This window comes from Streptomyces sp. NPDC052396 (assembly GCF_044593195.1).
Classification (GTDB): Bacteria; Actinomycetota; Actinomycetes; order Streptomycetales; family Streptomycetaceae; genus Streptomyces.
In genome coordinates, this window is sequence record NZ_JBIUAW010000005.1 from 329,629 (window position 1) to 343,241 (window position 13,613).

General features: G+C 70.8%; 14 protein-coding genes. 4 read left to right on the top strand and 10 right to left on the bottom strand.

Features of this window, described 5'->3' with window-relative positions; translation table 11 throughout:
* Positions 1-129 precede the first annotated feature (129 nt).
* The 7 genes from ACIHFE_RS15440 to paaA form a co-directional block, all read right to left on the bottom strand.
* Positions 130-294, bottom strand: coding sequence for a hypothetical protein (locus ACIHFE_RS15440; protein WP_400106620.1), 165 nt, complete (start codon positions 292-294; stop codon positions 130-132).
* Positions 295-399: 105 nt separating this feature from the next.
* Complete coding sequence (locus ACIHFE_RS15445; RefSeq protein WP_400106621.1) at positions 400-1,500, bottom strand: acyl-CoA dehydrogenase family protein; 1,101 nt, start codon at positions 1,498-1,500, stop codon at positions 400-402.
* Positions 1,501-1,558: 58 nt separating this feature from the next.
* Positions 1,559-2,635 (bottom strand): 2Fe-2S iron-sulfur cluster-binding protein, encoded by a 1,077-nt coding sequence (locus tag ACIHFE_RS15450; protein ID WP_400106623.1) that lies wholly within the window; start codon positions 2,633-2,635, stop codon positions 1,559-1,561.
* Positions 2,635-3,147: a 1,2-phenylacetyl-CoA epoxidase subunit PaaD gene (gene paaD / locus ACIHFE_RS15455; protein ID WP_400106625.1), complete on the bottom strand. Its 513-nt coding sequence runs from the start codon at positions 3,145-3,147 to the stop codon at positions 2,635-2,637. The genes ACIHFE_RS15450 and paaD overlap by 1 nt, the downstream gene beginning before the upstream one ends.
* Entirely contained in the window at positions 3,141-3,848 is a 708-nt protein-coding gene (gene paaC, locus ACIHFE_RS15460) for a 1,2-phenylacetyl-CoA epoxidase subunit PaaC (protein ID WP_400106626.1), read from the bottom strand. The genes paaD and paaC overlap by 7 nt, the downstream gene beginning before the upstream one ends.
* Complete coding sequence (gene paaB / locus ACIHFE_RS15465; protein WP_400106628.1) at positions 3,845-4,135, bottom strand: 1,2-phenylacetyl-CoA epoxidase subunit PaaB; 291 nt, start codon at positions 4,133-4,135, stop codon at positions 3,845-3,847. Before paaB ends, paaC begins: the two co-directional genes overlap by 4 nt.
* Positions 4,132-5,082 (bottom strand): 1,2-phenylacetyl-CoA epoxidase subunit PaaA, encoded by a 951-nt coding sequence (paaA, locus tag ACIHFE_RS15470; protein WP_400106631.1) that lies wholly within the window; start codon positions 5,080-5,082, stop codon positions 4,132-4,134. The genes paaB and paaA overlap by 4 nt, the downstream gene beginning before the upstream one ends.
* A gap of 188 nt (positions 5,083-5,270) precedes the next feature.
* Between paaA and ACIHFE_RS15475 the strand changes: the two genes are divergently transcribed.
* Both ACIHFE_RS15475 and ACIHFE_RS15480 read left to right on the top strand, forming a co-directional pair.
* Positions 5,271-5,951, top strand: a complete 681-nt coding sequence (locus ACIHFE_RS15475; protein ID WP_400106633.1) for a DUF5819 family protein — start codon at positions 5,271-5,273, stop codon at positions 5,949-5,951.
* Positions 5,948-7,144 carry an HTTM domain-containing protein gene (locus ACIHFE_RS15480; RefSeq protein WP_400106635.1) on the top strand — a complete coding sequence of 399 codons (1,197 nt, stop codon included), beginning with the start codon at positions 5,948-5,950 and terminating at the stop codon, positions 7,142-7,144. Before ACIHFE_RS15475 ends, ACIHFE_RS15480 begins: the two co-directional genes overlap by 4 nt.
* Here the strand turns inward: ACIHFE_RS15480 and ACIHFE_RS15485 are convergent.
* Positions 7,129-7,974, bottom strand: coding sequence for a phosphotransferase (locus ACIHFE_RS15485; RefSeq protein WP_400106637.1), 846 nt, complete (start codon positions 7,972-7,974; stop codon positions 7,129-7,131). The genes ACIHFE_RS15480 and ACIHFE_RS15485 overlap by 16 nt on opposite strands.
* A gap of 9 nt (positions 7,975-7,983) precedes the next feature.
* Positions 7,984-8,922, bottom strand: coding sequence for a radical SAM/SPASM domain-containing protein (locus tag ACIHFE_RS15490; RefSeq protein ID WP_400106639.1), 939 nt, complete (start codon positions 8,920-8,922; stop codon positions 7,984-7,986).
* 716 nt (positions 8,923-9,638) lie between these two features.
* On the opposite strand from ACIHFE_RS15490, the gene ACIHFE_RS15495 reads away from it, so the two are divergent.
* Complete coding sequence (locus ACIHFE_RS15495) at positions 9,639-10,838, top strand: helix-turn-helix domain-containing protein (RefSeq protein WP_400106641.1); 1,200 nt, start codon at positions 9,639-9,641, stop codon at positions 10,836-10,838.
* A gap of 174 nt (positions 10,839-11,012) precedes the next feature.
* Positions 11,013-11,753, top strand: coding sequence for a TrmH family RNA methyltransferase (locus ACIHFE_RS15500; protein ID WP_400106643.1), 741 nt, complete (start codon positions 11,013-11,015; stop codon positions 11,751-11,753).
* A gap of 60 nt (positions 11,754-11,813) precedes the next feature.
* Here the strand turns inward: ACIHFE_RS15500 and paaN are convergent, their stop codons facing one another.
* Complete coding sequence (paaN, locus tag ACIHFE_RS15505) at positions 11,814-13,484, bottom strand: phenylacetic acid degradation protein PaaN (protein ID WP_400106645.1); 1,671 nt, start codon at positions 13,482-13,484, stop codon at positions 11,814-11,816.
* Positions 13,485-13,613: the final 129 nt, after the last annotated feature.

Below are 13,613 nucleotides of genomic sequence, written 5' to 3' on the forward strand. Positions count from 1 at the left end.
GGGGGGGGGGGGGGGGGGGGGGGGGGGGGGGGGGGGGGGGGGGGGGGGGGGGGGGGGGGGGGGGGGGCCCCCCCGGGGGGGGCCCCCCCCCCCGCCCCCCCCCCCCCCCCGACACACCTACGACATGGGCTAGGACGCGTCGTAGTCCGTGTCCAAGCGCTCGCGGGCCTCCCGCTGGGCCTCGTCCTCCCGCTCCTTGCCGGGCCGGCGCCCGCGTTCCGGGGATTGGTCCTTGCCCTTACTGGTGGCCCGTCGGGCCTCCGGCGTGTCCTGGGACCGGTCCTTGTTGCCCATGGCGTCCTCCTGGCAGGGCGCGGGTGCGCGACGAGACGATGTGCTCCGTTTCCATGGACGCATCTCACGGCCGAAGCGCCACCCGGAACTGCCAACCAGGTGAAGCTACTGCTCCGCCGCCAGACAGTCCCCCAGTTCCTCCTCCCACGCCGCCGCCGGCCCCAGCGCCAGTTCCAGCTGCTTGGCCCAGGCGTGGTAGCGGTGCAGCGCATAGGTCACATCGGCGCCGAAGCCGCCGTGCAGATGCTGGGCGGTGGCCAGCACCCGCCGTACCCCTTCCGCGGCCCATACCTTCGCCACCGCGACCTCGGCCGGTGCCGGGCCCGACTCCAGGCGCCAGGCCGCCTGCCAGAGCGTGGCTTCCATGGCCAGCAGGTCGACATAGCGGTCGGCCGCCTGCATGGCCACCGCCTGGAAGGTGGCCAGCGGATGGCCGAACTGCTCGCGTTTTCCGGTGTATTCGGCGGTCATCCGCAGCGCCGCCGTGCCCGCCCCCAGCGCCAGGGCGCACACCCCGGTGGCCAGTACCGCCCGCAGCCAGGCCCAGGCGCCCCCGGCGGTCAGCACCCGCTCGGCGCGTACCTGGTCCAGGCGCAGTTCGGCCAGCGCCTCTCCGCTGGTGGACACCTGTCCGGCCAGGGTCACACCGTCGGCGGCCGGCTCCACCACGGCCAGCACCGCCCGCCCCTCGGAGGTGTGCGCGGGCAGCAGTACCGCGTCCACACACCCGGCCCAGGGCACCGCGGTGTGCAGCCCGTCCAGCGCCCAGGCCGCGTCGTCCAACGGCCGGGCCAGCACGGCCAGTTCGGCCGGGCCGTGGCCGGTGCGGCCCTCGGCGGCGACGGTCAGCGCCACCTCGCCCCGGGCGATCCGGGGCAGCAGCCGCCAGGGGTCGCCATAGCGGCCCAGGGTGAGCGCGGCCGCGCCGGTCTCCAGCAGCGGGACCCGGGCCAGCACCTGGCCGGCCTCCCGCAGGGCCAGGCACCAGGCGATGGGGCCCAGTCCCGCGCCGCCCTGCCCGCCGGGCACCGTCAGCCCCAGGACATCCGCCGCGGCCAGCCGCCGCCACAGCGCGCGGTCGAAGTCCTCGGCCACCGCGTCCCGGTTCAGCGCCGGGCTGGGCACCGTGTCCGGGGCGACCTGCGCGAAGACGCCCCGTGCCGCCTCGGCCGCCGCCTGCTGCTCCTCGGTGAAGGTGAAGTCCACCGCCCTCGACCCCCGATCTGACGTGCCGTCAAAAAGGTAGGGGCAAAAGGTAGGGCGGTCAGCGGTCGAAGTCCAGCTCCACCCGCTCGGTGGCCGGATGCGACTGGCAGGCCAGTACATAGCCGGCGTCCAACTCCTCCTGTTCCAGCGCGAAGTTGCGGTCCATCCGCACCTCGCCGGCGGCCAGGAACGCCCGGCAGGTCCCGCACACCCCGCCCTTGCAGGCGTACGGGGCGTCGGGCCGGTTGCGCAGCACCGTCTCCAGCAGTGTCTCGCCCTCCCGCACCGGCCAGCTGCCGCTGCGCCCGTCCAGGTGGGCGGTGACCGTGGCGTGCGCCGGGACGGGGGCACCGGTGCCGGTGACGGCCGGCTCGCCGCCCACATGGAAGATCTCCTGGTGGACGCGCTCCCGGGGCACGCCCAGTGCGCCCAGCGCCCGTTCCGCGCCCTGCACCAGCCCATGGGGGCCACACAGATACCAGCCGTCCACCGCCGCCACCGGCAGCAGTGCGGGCAGCAGTTCCGTCAGCCGCTGTTCGTCCAGCCGGCCGGAGGCCGGGCCGGCCTGGCGCTCCTCGCGGGAGAGGGTCTGCACCAGCTGAAGGCGGTCGGGATAGCGGTCCTTGAGGTCGGCGACCTCGTCCAGGAACATCGTGGAGGCGCTGGTGCGGTCGCTGCGGATCAGGGTGAAGCGGGCCTTGGGCTCCCGGGCCAGCAGGGTGGTGACCATGCACAGCACCGGGGTGATGCCGCTGCCGCCGACCACCGCCGCGAAGTGCCCGGGCCGTGGCCGGAGGACGAACCGCCCGGCCGGCGGCAGCACATCCACGGTGTCCCCGGCCGTCAGCTCCTTGAGCGCGTAGCCGGAGAACGCCCCGCCGTCCACCAGCCGCACCGCCACCCGCAGCGACTCGGGCCCCTCCGGCCCCGGCGCCAGGCCGCAGAGGGAGTAGTTGCGGCGGATCTCCCCGCCGTCGGTGAACCTGCGCAGCGCCAGGTGCTGGCCGGGGGCGTGCGCGAAGACGTCCCGCAGTCCGGGCGGCACCGCGAAGGTCACCGCCACCGAGTCATCGGTGAGCCGCTCCACCTCCGTCACCCGCAGCGGGTGGAAGACGCCGTGCCGGGCCGCCGTCATCACAACTCCTTGAAGTGGTCGAAGGGTTCGCGGCAGGCCTCGCAGCGCCGCAGCGCCTTGCAGGCGGTGGCGGAGAAGCGGCTGAGCAGGGTGGTGTCGGCGGAGCCGCAGTGCGGGCAGCGCACCGGCTCCGCCGGTTCGGCGGCCCGGCGCGTGGGGCCCAGCGCGACGGGCACCGGACCGGCCGGGCGCGGCGGCGCGATGCCGTACTCGGCCAGCTTCCGGCGCCCCTCGGCGCTGATGTCGTCGGTGGACCAGGGCGGCGCGAGCACGGTGCGCACCGTCACCTCGGCCATGCCCCGCTCGCCCAGCACCCGCCGCACATCGGCCGCCATGGCCTCGATGGCCGGGCAGCCGGTGTAGGTGGGGGTGAGGTCCACCTCCACCCGGCCGGGCCCGGTGACGCGGACGTCGCGCAGTACGCCCAGCTCGGCCAGGCTGATCACCGGCAGCTCGGGGTCCGGCACCGCCCCGGCCAGGGTGCGCAGTTCGTCCTCCCGTACGGTCACCATGACGCCCCCGGGTGGCTGCGGTGCAGGTGCTGCATCTCGGCCAGCATCCGGCCGAAGGGCTCGGTGTGGATGCCCTGCCGGCCGGCGCCGGCCGTCCAGGCGTCGGAGGAGGGGCCCTCGGGCAGGTCCAGGCCGGCGTCCCGCAGCGTGCCGTGGACCAGGGTCAGCCAGTCCTCGCGCAGCGCGGTCCAGTTGGCGTCCACGCCCTCCACCGGCTCGAAGAGTTCGCCGGTGTAACGCCACAGGGCGTCCAGCGCCTGCTGCATCCGGCGGTGGCTCTCGGCGGTGCCGTCGCCCAGCCGCAGGGTCCAGTGCTCGGCGTGGTCGCGGTGATAGGCGGTCTCCTTGACCGCCTTGCCGGCCAGGGCCGCGAACGGGCCGTGTCCGGCGGCCAGTTGGGCGTAGAGCAGGTGCTGGTGGACGGAGAAGTACAGCTGGCGGGCGATGGTGTGGGCGAAGTCGCCATTGGGCTGCTCCGTCAACTGGACGTTGGTGAAGGCCCGTTCCTCGCGCAGATAGGCCAGCTCGTCCTCGTCGCCGGCCATGGAGAGCAGGGTGCGGGCCTGGCCCAGCAGATCCAGCGCGATATTGGCCAGCGCGACCTCCTCCTCCAGCACCGGCGCATGGCCGGCCCACTCCCCCAGCCGGTGGGAGAGCACCAGCGCGTCATCGCCGAGGGCCAGCGCGGCGGTTCTGGTCACAGGTGCTTCACTCCTTCGGGGATCTCGTAGAAGGTCGGGTGCCGGTACGGCTTGTCGGCGGCCGGCTCGAAGAACGGGTCCTTCTCGTCCGGCGAGGAGGCGGTGATCGCGGCCGAGGGCACCACCCAGACCGAGATGCCCTCGGAGCGTCTGGTGTAGAGGTCGCGGGCGTTGCGCAGCGCCATATCGGCGTCCGGCGCGTGCAGGCTGCCGGCGTGGGTGTGGGAGAGCCCGCGCCGGGAGCGGACGAACACCTCCCACAGCGGCCAGTCGGTGCTGCTGCTCATGCCCGTTCCTTCCGGTGTTTGGCGGCGTACGCGGCGGCGGCGTCCCGTACCCAGGCGCCGTTCTGGTGGGCGGTGCGGCGGCGGGCCAGGCGTTCGGCGTTGCACGGGCCGTTGCCGCGCAGCACCTCCTGGAACTCGTCCCAGTCGATGGGGCCGAAGTCGTGGTGCCCGCGCTCCTCGTTCCAGCGCAGGTCCGGGTCGGGCAGGGTCAGTCCCAGGGACTCGGCCTGGGGTACACAGATGTCCACGAACCGCTGGCGCAGCTCGTCGTTGGAGTGCCGTTTGATCTTCCAGGCCATGGACTGGGCGGAGTGCGCGGACTCCTCGTCCGGCGGGCCGAACATCATCAGGGAGGGCCACCACCAGCGGTCGACCGCGTCCTGGGCCATGGCGTGCTGGGCCTCGGTGCCCCGGCTCAGGGCGAGCAGCAGCTCATAGCCCTGGCGCTGGTGGAAGGACTCCTCCTTGCAGATCCGCACCATGGCGCGGGCGTAGGGGCCGTAGGAGCAGCGGCACAGCGGCACCTGGTTGGTGATCGCGGCGCCGTCCACCAGCCAGCCGATGGCGCCCACATCGGCCCAGGTGAGGGTGGGGTAGTTGAAGATCGAGGAGTAGCGCTGGCGGCCGGAGTGCAGCTTGTCCAGCAGTTCCTCGCGGCCGACGCCCAGGGTTTCGGCGGCGCTGTAGAGGTAGAGGCCGTGGCCCGCCTCGTCCTGCACCTTGGCCATCAGGATCGCCTTGCGCCGCAGCGAGGGGGCCCGGGTGATCCAGTTGGCCTCCGGCTGCATGCCGATGATCTCGGAGTGGGCGTGCTGGGCGATCTGGCGCACCAGCGTGGCGCGATAGGCGTCCGGCATCCAGTCCCTGGGCTCGATGCGCTCGTCGGCGGCCACGGCGGCGTCGAAGGCCGTCTGGGGGGTCGCCGCTTCCGGCACCGTCGTCGTCATGCCGTGCCCTCGCTCTCTGCCTGCGCGGGGCCCGCCGTTGAGCGGCCCCTACCGACCGATCGTTCGGTTCAATGGTGCGGGGCCCGCTCATGAGGTGTCAAGGCGTGGCGGGCGTCGGTAGCGTGCACCGGGCAAGTCCCGGCGCGGCGTCGGTGACCGGACGGCACCCACAGGAATCGGGGCGGTTGATGTCAGTGGACGACAGGGGTACGGCGGCGGGGGAGCGGGCCGCGCCGCCGGGCTGGGCCGGGCTGTCCCGGCCGGCCCGGGCGGTGGTGGCGGGCGGCGCCGCGCTGGTGGCCATGGCCACCGCCGTTCACCTGGTGATGATGTTTCTCCATGTGGCGCCGCTGAACACGGTGAGCCGGCAGCACGCCGCCGCCATCAACCACTACGTCCTGCCCGAGTTCGAGCAGAACTGGAAGCTGTTCGCCCCCAACCCGCTCCAGCAGAACATCTCCGTCCAGGTCCGGGCCGGGCTGCGCGGCCCCGACGGCCGGGAGATCACCAGCGACTGGATCGACCTGTCCGCCGAGGACGGGGCCGCGATACGCCACAACCCCTTCCCCAGCCACACCCGGCAGAACCAGCTCCGCCGGGCCTGGGACTTCTACGCCAACTCCCATGACACCGGCGAGCATCCGCTGGGGCCGCGCGGGCAGCTCTCCGAGGCATATCTGCGCCGGCTGGTGATCTCCCGGATCGGCACCATGCGCGAGGCGCGCACCGTGGCCCGGATACAGGTGCGCTGTGTCAGCACCCCGGTGGGCCTGCCCTCCTGGAGCGGGCAGCACTCGGACACCACCCCCACCTACCGGGAGCTGGCCTGGTGGGCCGTCACCGCCCAGGACCTGCCGGGGGACCGATGAGCGTGCGCCACCACCTGGGCCGGGCCTTCGCCCGCGTCACCGACCAGGCCCTGGGCCCGTACCAGACGGCCGTGATCCGCATCGGCCTGTCCTTCACCTGGCTGTGCTTCCTGCTGCGCGAGTGGCCGCACCGGCACCGGCTCTACGGCCCGGACGGCCCCTGGAGCTGGTCCCTGGCCCGCCAACTGACCGCCGGCAACGGCGCCTTCACCGCCCTGCTGTGGTCCCGCGCCGACTGGTGGTTCGAGACCTGTTACGCCCTGGCCATGCTCTTCGCCCTGCTGCTGATGCTGGGCTGGCACACCCGTGCGGTGTCCGTGCTGTCCATGATCGGGGTGCTGTCCCTGCAGAACCGCACCGTCTTCGTCGGCGACGGCGGCGACAATGTGCTGCACCTGATGGCGCTCTATCTGGTGCTGACCCGCTGCGGCCGGGTCTGGTCGCTGGACGCCCGCCGCCGCGCCGGTTCCGGCACCGGGGGCCTGGTCCTGTGGATCAGCTGCGGCCTGGCCCTGGCCCTGGTCCAGACCCTGACCGGCGCCCATCTGCGCTGGACGGACCACGGCCCGCTGCCCGGCCTGGGCTGGGCCACCGTCCTGTGGGGCCTCTGGCTGATGCAGGCCCTGTGGTGGCTGGCCGGCGCCTACGCCCCCGGCGAGCCCCGGTCCGTGCTCGACGCCCTGGCCAATCTGATCCACAACGCGGCGCTGCTGGTCATCATGGCCGAGGTCTGCCTGATCTACGCCACCGCCGGCTGGTACAAGGTCCAGGGCAGCCTCTGGCAGGACGGCACCGCGCTCTACTACCCGCTGCACCTGGACTACTTCTCCCCCTGGCCCTGGCTCTCCCACCTGCTGGCCGGCAGCGGCGTCCTGGTCCTCGTCCTCAGCTATGCCACCGTCGCCATGCAGGTGGCGTTCCCCTTCACCCTGATCAACCGCCGGGTGAAGAACGTCCTGTTGGCGGTGATGATGGCCGAACACCTGGGCATCGCCGTGCTGTTGGGCCTGCCCTTCTTCTCCCTGGCGATGCTGTTCGCGGACGCGGTGTTCCTGCCAACGGCCTTTTTGCGGTGGGTGGGGGACAGGGTGGCGGGGCGGGTGGGGGTGAGGATTCCGGCGCAGCGGGCGGAGCGGGTGGAGGCTTTCCCCACCGCCCATGACGCGGCCGCCCGGGCCTACCATGCGGAGTGACGCCACCGAGTGCGCAGGTCTTGCGGCGCCACCTCGCGGATGCCTCGGTGGGCTGCCCATGCCTGATTCGCTGCCATCATGGCCGTGAGCCACGAGGCGTCGGGGTTCCGCTCCGCGAAACGACGATGCATCCGCAGATTGGCTACCGCGAAGGCATCGATCGCTCTCGGGTCTGCGTTTGACCATGCAGCGCAGCCAGCGACCCAGGACTCGGCGGATTCGGGGCTATGACCTGCGGCGATAAGCTGCACGACGAGACAGGCGGGGTCGAAGAATGCGGCACCGTGCGTCGGCCACGACCAGTCAACCGCCCAGGTCTCTCGGTCCCCGATCATCAAGTTGCCTGGATTGATGTCGGTATAGAGCAGGGCATCACCCCGGAAGAGCAGGGTGTCTGCCTCTTGTGCGGCGAATCGGTCCCACCGGGTTTCCGGCCAGTCTCGGGCCACTTCCGGTAGGGCCAGTTCACCAATGCGATTGAGGAGGCCGATAACCGCGGGCAGGTCAGGGGAGCCAGGTTCGAACGAAGACGACCGCCCTTCGACAAAGTCGAAGCCGAGCACGATCCACTCGTCATCCTCTGCGTGCCACCGCAGAGCGGGAGAGACCGGCACGACGGCCGGGTTGATTAGCCGTTCCCGGATGATGGAGTCACGGCGGCCCCCAGGCTGGTTGGGGACCGCCTTGACGAAGAACCGCCCCTTCTCACCCTCGGCCAGGGCTGTGACATCCGAGCTGTGGCCGCCCGGGACGGGCCGTGTGCCAGTCAATTTTCCGGTGTGCGACTGGACCAGGGCCCAGAAGTCTCGGGAGGGAAGGGTGCGGCTCATGTGTCCTTCTCAGTTCCTCGGAGAGCACGAGCTGCCCGGGAAACCCGGGGTGCACTCGTCTTCGGTGGGGCCGCAAGGACCGCTACCGCCCCCGCTGCCTCCGCTACCGCCCTTGCCGCCACTGCCTCCGCTGCTGCCTCCCCCGCTGCCCTTGTCCTTCTTGCCGGCTTCGATTCGGATGGCGGCATTGGCGCGGGCCATCTCGGCGCCGCCGAGGATATCGGCGAGAGGGGCGCTCTTGACGTTGCCGACACCCAGCCATGCCGACATAGGGCATGGTGAGACTTCACCGGTGGGGCTGACAGCTGCCTTGCCGGATCCGCACCGACCACAGAGTTGAGCCATGTCCGGTGCCCGGCCGTCGCCGCCACGCCCGAAGGGTCGGATGCGGTCGACCCTGATCCTGGTTTTGTCCACGCCCATGGCGGCGAGGTCCCGCAGGGCTTCGTCAGTGTGCCACCCGCTCCCGTTGGTAGTGATGCCGACTCGAAGGGGGACGGCGAGCCGGACGGCCTTTTCGATGTTCGCCCGGGTCAGGCGGTGACTACGTCGCTCTGTCATAGCGTCGTGCGCCTCGGCCTGAGCCGCGTAGTACGAGGTGGCGAGTGAAAACCCCTCGCGCTGGAAGAGCTTCCAGCACTCCGGGGAGACGTGGACGAGGTTGCTGTAGACCTCGACGTTCAGCCCGATGGTCAAAGCGTGGCCGAGCAGTTCCGTGAAGTGCGGGTGCATGGTCGGCTCGCCGCCGATGAACTGAATGTCGCTGATGCCGTAGGCGGCGGCCTGGTCCAGGACGCCGGCCCAGTCGTCACGGGACATGGTGCCGTGGGTCCCCTTGGGGCCCGACTCGTTGAAGCAGTGCTTGCAGGAGAGCTGGCACTTACGGGTCAGGTCCAGCCACAGAAGCCGAGTAGTGATCTGCTCGGCGGGCAATGCTTGAGTCGTCATGCCTGTGCCCTTCTACTCGTTGACCAGGATCAACGCGGGGCTTTCCCAGCGTCGTCGTGCCCTTGCTGACCCGCCCGGCCGGGACTGTCCTCACCCAACGGGGCGGCCGGACGGGAGGTCATGGGGTTGCGCTCGCGCGTGGAGCATGAGCGCCGGGGACGCCTCTACCGCTCGGGCGTGCTCAACCGTCTCGCCCTGGAGCACCTTCACCGGTACGAGGCCTTCGGGCAATTCGAGCTGCATGTAGTCGCTGAAGATGCGGCGGTACCGAAGATGGCCCGAGTCCTGGGTGTGCTTTCGCGCCCACTCTTCGACTTGAGCGGGTCCCGGCATCTCGCCGGAGTCTGCCCCACAGTCGGCATCGTCCCCTGAGACGCACACGGCACGGTATTCCGGCCAAGCGGTCAGGTCTTGGAGGAGCGTGAATGGAACGTACCGGAAGTAGCGGCTCACGGCCTGCCCCTCCATCGAGCAGATGACTCCACATGAGCGAGGCGGCGGACGGCGGTCGTCGCTTCCTTGACCTCCGCGACGGCGTTTTCGATGATCGTCTTCCCCGGCTCATCTCGCGCCCGTGTCTGGTGTTCTGCCGCAGCTCCCATACTCATCCCCTTGATGTGACTTCCTGCCTACACCCAGTCAACTAGTGGCAGTACCAGGGGACTTGCACAGAAGTTGCACAGTGGAGCTGCGCCAGGGGCTGGAACGTTGGGAACATGGAAACGACCCACTGCACCGAAGGGGATCTGATGGCCCACGAGGAACGTACGCCGGGACCGGGTAGGAACGTCGCTGTCCTCCGCAAGGAGCGCAACCTAAGCCAAGCCCAGCTAGCTCGACGTGCCGGCGTGTCGCTGTCGATGCTGAGCAAGATCGAAACCGGCGACCGGGCCCTGACTCAGGGAATGGCCGCCGCTATCGCCAGCGCGATGGGCATCACCCTGGATGAGGTCTTGGGCAAGGCTCCGGTCGTGAGCGAGGACAACCTCAAAGACCTTCGAGCGGCAATGCGCCGATTCGACCTCGCGGGCGAACCGCCGCGTTCGCTCCAAGAGCTGAAGCAGGACCTCGCGAAGCTCACCGCGCACCGCTTCAACACGGACCTCGCCGAAGTCCTCGCACTTCTCCCGGACGTCTTGAGCCGCGCCCAGAACTTCGCCCACGGCAAGGGGACGCCAGAAGCCTGGACGCTGGTGGCCGACACGTACAGCACTGTCTATTGGGTGGCCGCCCGGCACCGGTGGCTGGACGTCTGCGAGCTTGCTTCCATCAAGCAGGTGCTCGCCGCCGAACGGGCGACACCACTGGTAGGAATCGTGGCGGCTCGCGACCAGGCAGGCATGTTCCTCAACAACGGGGACTTCGCAGGCGGGTTGGCTGTGGTCGAGCAGGCCATCTCAAAGGCGGAGTCCACGTTGACCGGGCCGGAGCGGGCGTTCGGCCTGGGCTGCCTACACCTTCGGGGTCTGACCCTCGCTGGCCGACTGAGGGACAAGACCGAAGCTGACAAGCACATTGAACGGGCGCAACGATTGGCCGAGGAGTTCCCAGAGGATGTGATCAAGCACGAGATGCACTTCGGCCCGCAGAACACGGCGGTTCATGTCATTTCGACATCAGGCGATCTCCGGAGGCACAGCAAGGCACTTCAGGTGTCCCAGGACCTGCAACGACAGCGAATCACCCTTCCCGCCACGCGGGTTGGTCCGATGCACCTGGACACTTCACGTGCCCGGTTGGCGCTCGGCGATCGGGATGGCGCACTGGACTCTCTTGAGCAGGCGTGGGAGGTGGCTCCGCAACTCGCGAAGGTGCATCCGACCAGTCAGGAGCTGTTCCGCGTCCTGCTGTCGCTCCACAAGCGAAGCAATCCGCGACTCAACAAGATCGCCAAACGAGTAAAGATCTCGATCTGAGCTGGGCTGAACACGACAAAACGGCCCGCCTCGAGCGGCATGTTCGCCCGGCTAAATGCTGCCGCTGGACGGGCAATTGGTCATCGGTGGCGTACGGCGGATCAGGCTACGTTGGAGCGGTCCGGGCAAGGTGCCTGACTTCGCTCGCCAAGTCCAGTCCGTACGCTTGGGCCCATGACCCAGACCGCCCCCCACCAGTGGCAAGACCATGCCCCCACCTCCGTCCTCCTGGACGGATTCCACGCGCTCAAGCACGCCCTGCGCTTCGGCGCCGAGGTGCGGGCGGCCGTGGCCACCGACAAGGCGGCGGCCCTGGCGCTGGCCGGGAAGCTGGCGCCGGATGTGGCCGGGGAGCTGGACCGGCTGCTGGTGGAGGTGGACGCGCGGACGCTGCGCGAGCTGGTGCCCAGGGTGCATCCCACGGGCGTGGCGGCGCTGGCGGCCCGGCGGGACCGGGCGGTGAATCTGGCGGCGCTGGACGGCCGTACCGCGCCGGTCGTGGTGCTAGACAACCCCCGCAACCTGGGCAACATCGGCGCCGTGGTGCGACTGGCCGCCGGCACGGGCGCCGCCGGGGTGCTCACCACCGGGGACATGGACCCCTGGCACCCCAACGCGGTACGGGCCGGGGCCGGGCTGCACTACGCCACCGTGGTGGAGCGGGTGGCGCTGGACGAACTGCCCGCCGGCCCGCTGTTCGCCCTGGACCCGGAGGGGGAGGACATCCGCTCGCTCACCGTCCCCGACGGCGCCCTGCTCGCCTTCGGCTCGGAGCGGCATGGCATCTCCCCCGAACTGCGGGCGCGGGCCGACCGGTTGGTGTCTCTGCCGATGCGCCCGCAGGTCTCCAGCTACAACCTGGCCACCAGCGTGGCGATGACACTGTTCCACTGGACGTGCGGGAGTGCCCCGTAAAGGGGCGCGGGGAACTGCGCGATCAGCCACAGATCACCCGCACCCGAATCGTAAGCCGCCCTAGGCCGGCCGCCGCACCTCCACCGGACGGAACCGCCCGGCCACATAAGCCCCGTCGCACAGCGCCGCATTCGCGGCCGGGTTGCCCCCCGTGCCGTGGTAGTCGGAGAAGGCGGCGGTCTGGTTGACATAGACGCCGCCGGTGAGGTTGAGCGAGAGCTGGGCGAGCTCGTCCAGGCAGGCGTCCTCGACCAGGTCCGCCACCTCCGCCGAGGTGGTGTGGGCGCCCACCGTCAGGGCGCCCTTCTCCCGCACCGTGCGCCGCAGCAGTTCCACCGCGGAGGCGGTGGAGTCCACGGCCACCGCGAAGGAGACCGGGCCGAAGCACTCGGCGAAGTAGGCCGCCTCGGCGTCCGGCTTGGCGCCGTCCAGCTTGATGATGGCGGGGGTGCGGACGGTGGCGTCGGGGAAGTCGGGGTGGGTCAACGAGCGTGCGGCGAGGGCGACTTCGCCGAGGCGGGGGGCGGCCTCCAGGCGCTCGCGGACGCCCGGGTTGACGATGGCACCCAGCAGGGCGTGCGCCCGGGCGTCGTCGCCGAGCAGCTTGTCCACCGCGGTGGCCAGGTCGGCGACCACCTCGTCATAGGACTTGTGCCCGGCGTCGGTGGCGATGCCGTCCCGGGGGATCAGCAGGTTCTGCGGGGTGGTGCACATCTGGCCGCTGTAGAGGGAGAGCGAGAACGCCAGGTTGCCCAGCATGCCCCGGTAGTCGTCGGTGGAGTCGATGATCACCGTGTTGACGCCGGCCTTCTCCGTGTAGACCTGCGCCTGGCGGGCGTTGGCCTCCAGCCAGTCGCCGAAGGCGGTGGAGCCGGTGTAGTCGATGACCCGGATCTCCGGGCGCACGGCCAGGGACTTGGCGATGCCCTCGCCGTCCCGTTCGGCGGCCAGCGCCACCAGGTCCGGGGAGAAACCGGCCTCGCCCAGCACCTCGCGGGCGATCCGCACGGTGAGGGCGAGCGGCAGCACGGCGCGCGGGTGCGGCTTGACCAGCACCGGGTTGCCGGTGGCCAGGGAGGCGAACAGGCCCGGGTAGCCATTCCAGGTGGGGAAGGTGTTGCAGCCGATGAGCAGCGCGATGCCACGCGGGGCGGCGGTGAACTCCTTGGTGAGCTCCAGGGGTTCACGCTTGCTCTGCGGCTTGGTCCACTCGGCGGTGCGCTCCACCTCCGCCTGGGCGGCATAGGCGTAGGCGACGGCCTCCAGGCCGCGGTCCTGGGCGTGCGGGCCGCCCGCCTGGAACGCCATCATGAACGCCTGGCCGCTGGTGTGCATCACCGCGTGCGCCAGCTCGGGGGTACGGGCGTTGATCCGCCGGAGGATCTCCAGGCAGACCAGGGCGCGGTGGCGGGGCCCAGCGGCCCGCCAGGCGGGGATCGCCGCGCGCATCGCGGGCAGCAGCACATCCGGGTCGGCGTGCGGGTACTCGATGCCCAGCCGGGGGCCGTAGGGCGAGACCTCCGAGCCCGTCCAGCCGTCGGTGCCCGGCTGGTCCAGCTCGAAGCGCCGGTCGCGCAGCGCCTCGAAGGCCGCCTGGCCGTCGTCGGCGTACGCCTTGGGGTGCTCGGCGTGCGGAGACCAGTAGGCACGGCTGCGGATGGTCTCCAGGGCCTGGTCGAGCGTGGCCGTGTGATCGGCGGCCAGCTTGTCGATGGTGAGCTCGGCGGTCACGGCTGACCAACTCCTCGTCGAACGGCTCGGATACGAGATCGGATACGGGATCCGGATCGGATACGGAATCGGATACGGAATCGGATCGGGGTGGGGCGACTTCGGAGAGCTTTCGCAGCTACATTAACC

What these genes read in the sequence shown, in the direction of transcription:
- ACIHFE_RS15440 (WP_400106620.1), bottom strand. Translation starts at nt 294, where the DNA reads ATGGGCAACAAGGACCGGTCCCAGGACACGCCGGAGGCCCGACGGGCC.
- ACIHFE_RS15450 (WP_400106623.1), bottom strand. Translation starts at nt 2,635, where the DNA reads ATGACGGCGGCCCGGCACGGCGTCTTCCACCCGCTGCGGGTGACGGAG.
- paaD (WP_400106625.1), bottom strand. Translation starts at nt 3,147, where the DNA reads ATGGTGACCGTACGGGAGGACGAACTGCGCACCCTGGCCGGGGCGGTG.
- paaB (WP_400106628.1), bottom strand. Translation starts at nt 4,135, where the DNA reads ATGAGCAGCAGCACCGACTGGCCGCTGTGGGAGGTGTTCGTCCGCTCC.
- paaA (WP_400106631.1), bottom strand. Translation starts at nt 5,082, where the DNA reads ATGACGACGACGGTGCCGGAAGCGGCGACCCCCCAGACGGCCTTCGAC.
- ACIHFE_RS15475 (WP_400106633.1), top strand. Translation starts at nt 5,271, where the DNA reads ATGTCAGTGGACGACAGGGGTACGGCGGCGGGGGAGCGGGCCGCGCCG.
- ACIHFE_RS15480 (WP_400106635.1), top strand. Translation starts at nt 5,948, where the DNA reads ATGAGCGTGCGCCACCACCTGGGCCGGGCCTTCGCCCGCGTCACCGAC.
- ACIHFE_RS15485 (WP_400106637.1), bottom strand. Translation starts at nt 7,974, where the DNA reads ATGAGCCGCACCCTTCCCTCCCGAGACTTCTGGGCCCTGGTCCAGTCG.
- ACIHFE_RS15490 (WP_400106639.1), bottom strand. Translation starts at nt 8,922, where the DNA reads ATGACGACTCAAGCATTGCCCGCCGAGCAGATCACTACTCGGCTTCTG.
- ACIHFE_RS15495 (WP_400106641.1), top strand. Translation starts at nt 9,639, where the DNA reads ATGGAAACGACCCACTGCACCGAAGGGGATCTGATGGCCCACGAGGAA.
- ACIHFE_RS15500 (WP_400106643.1), top strand. Translation starts at nt 11,013, where the DNA reads ATGACCCAGACCGCCCCCCACCAGTGGCAAGACCATGCCCCCACCTCC.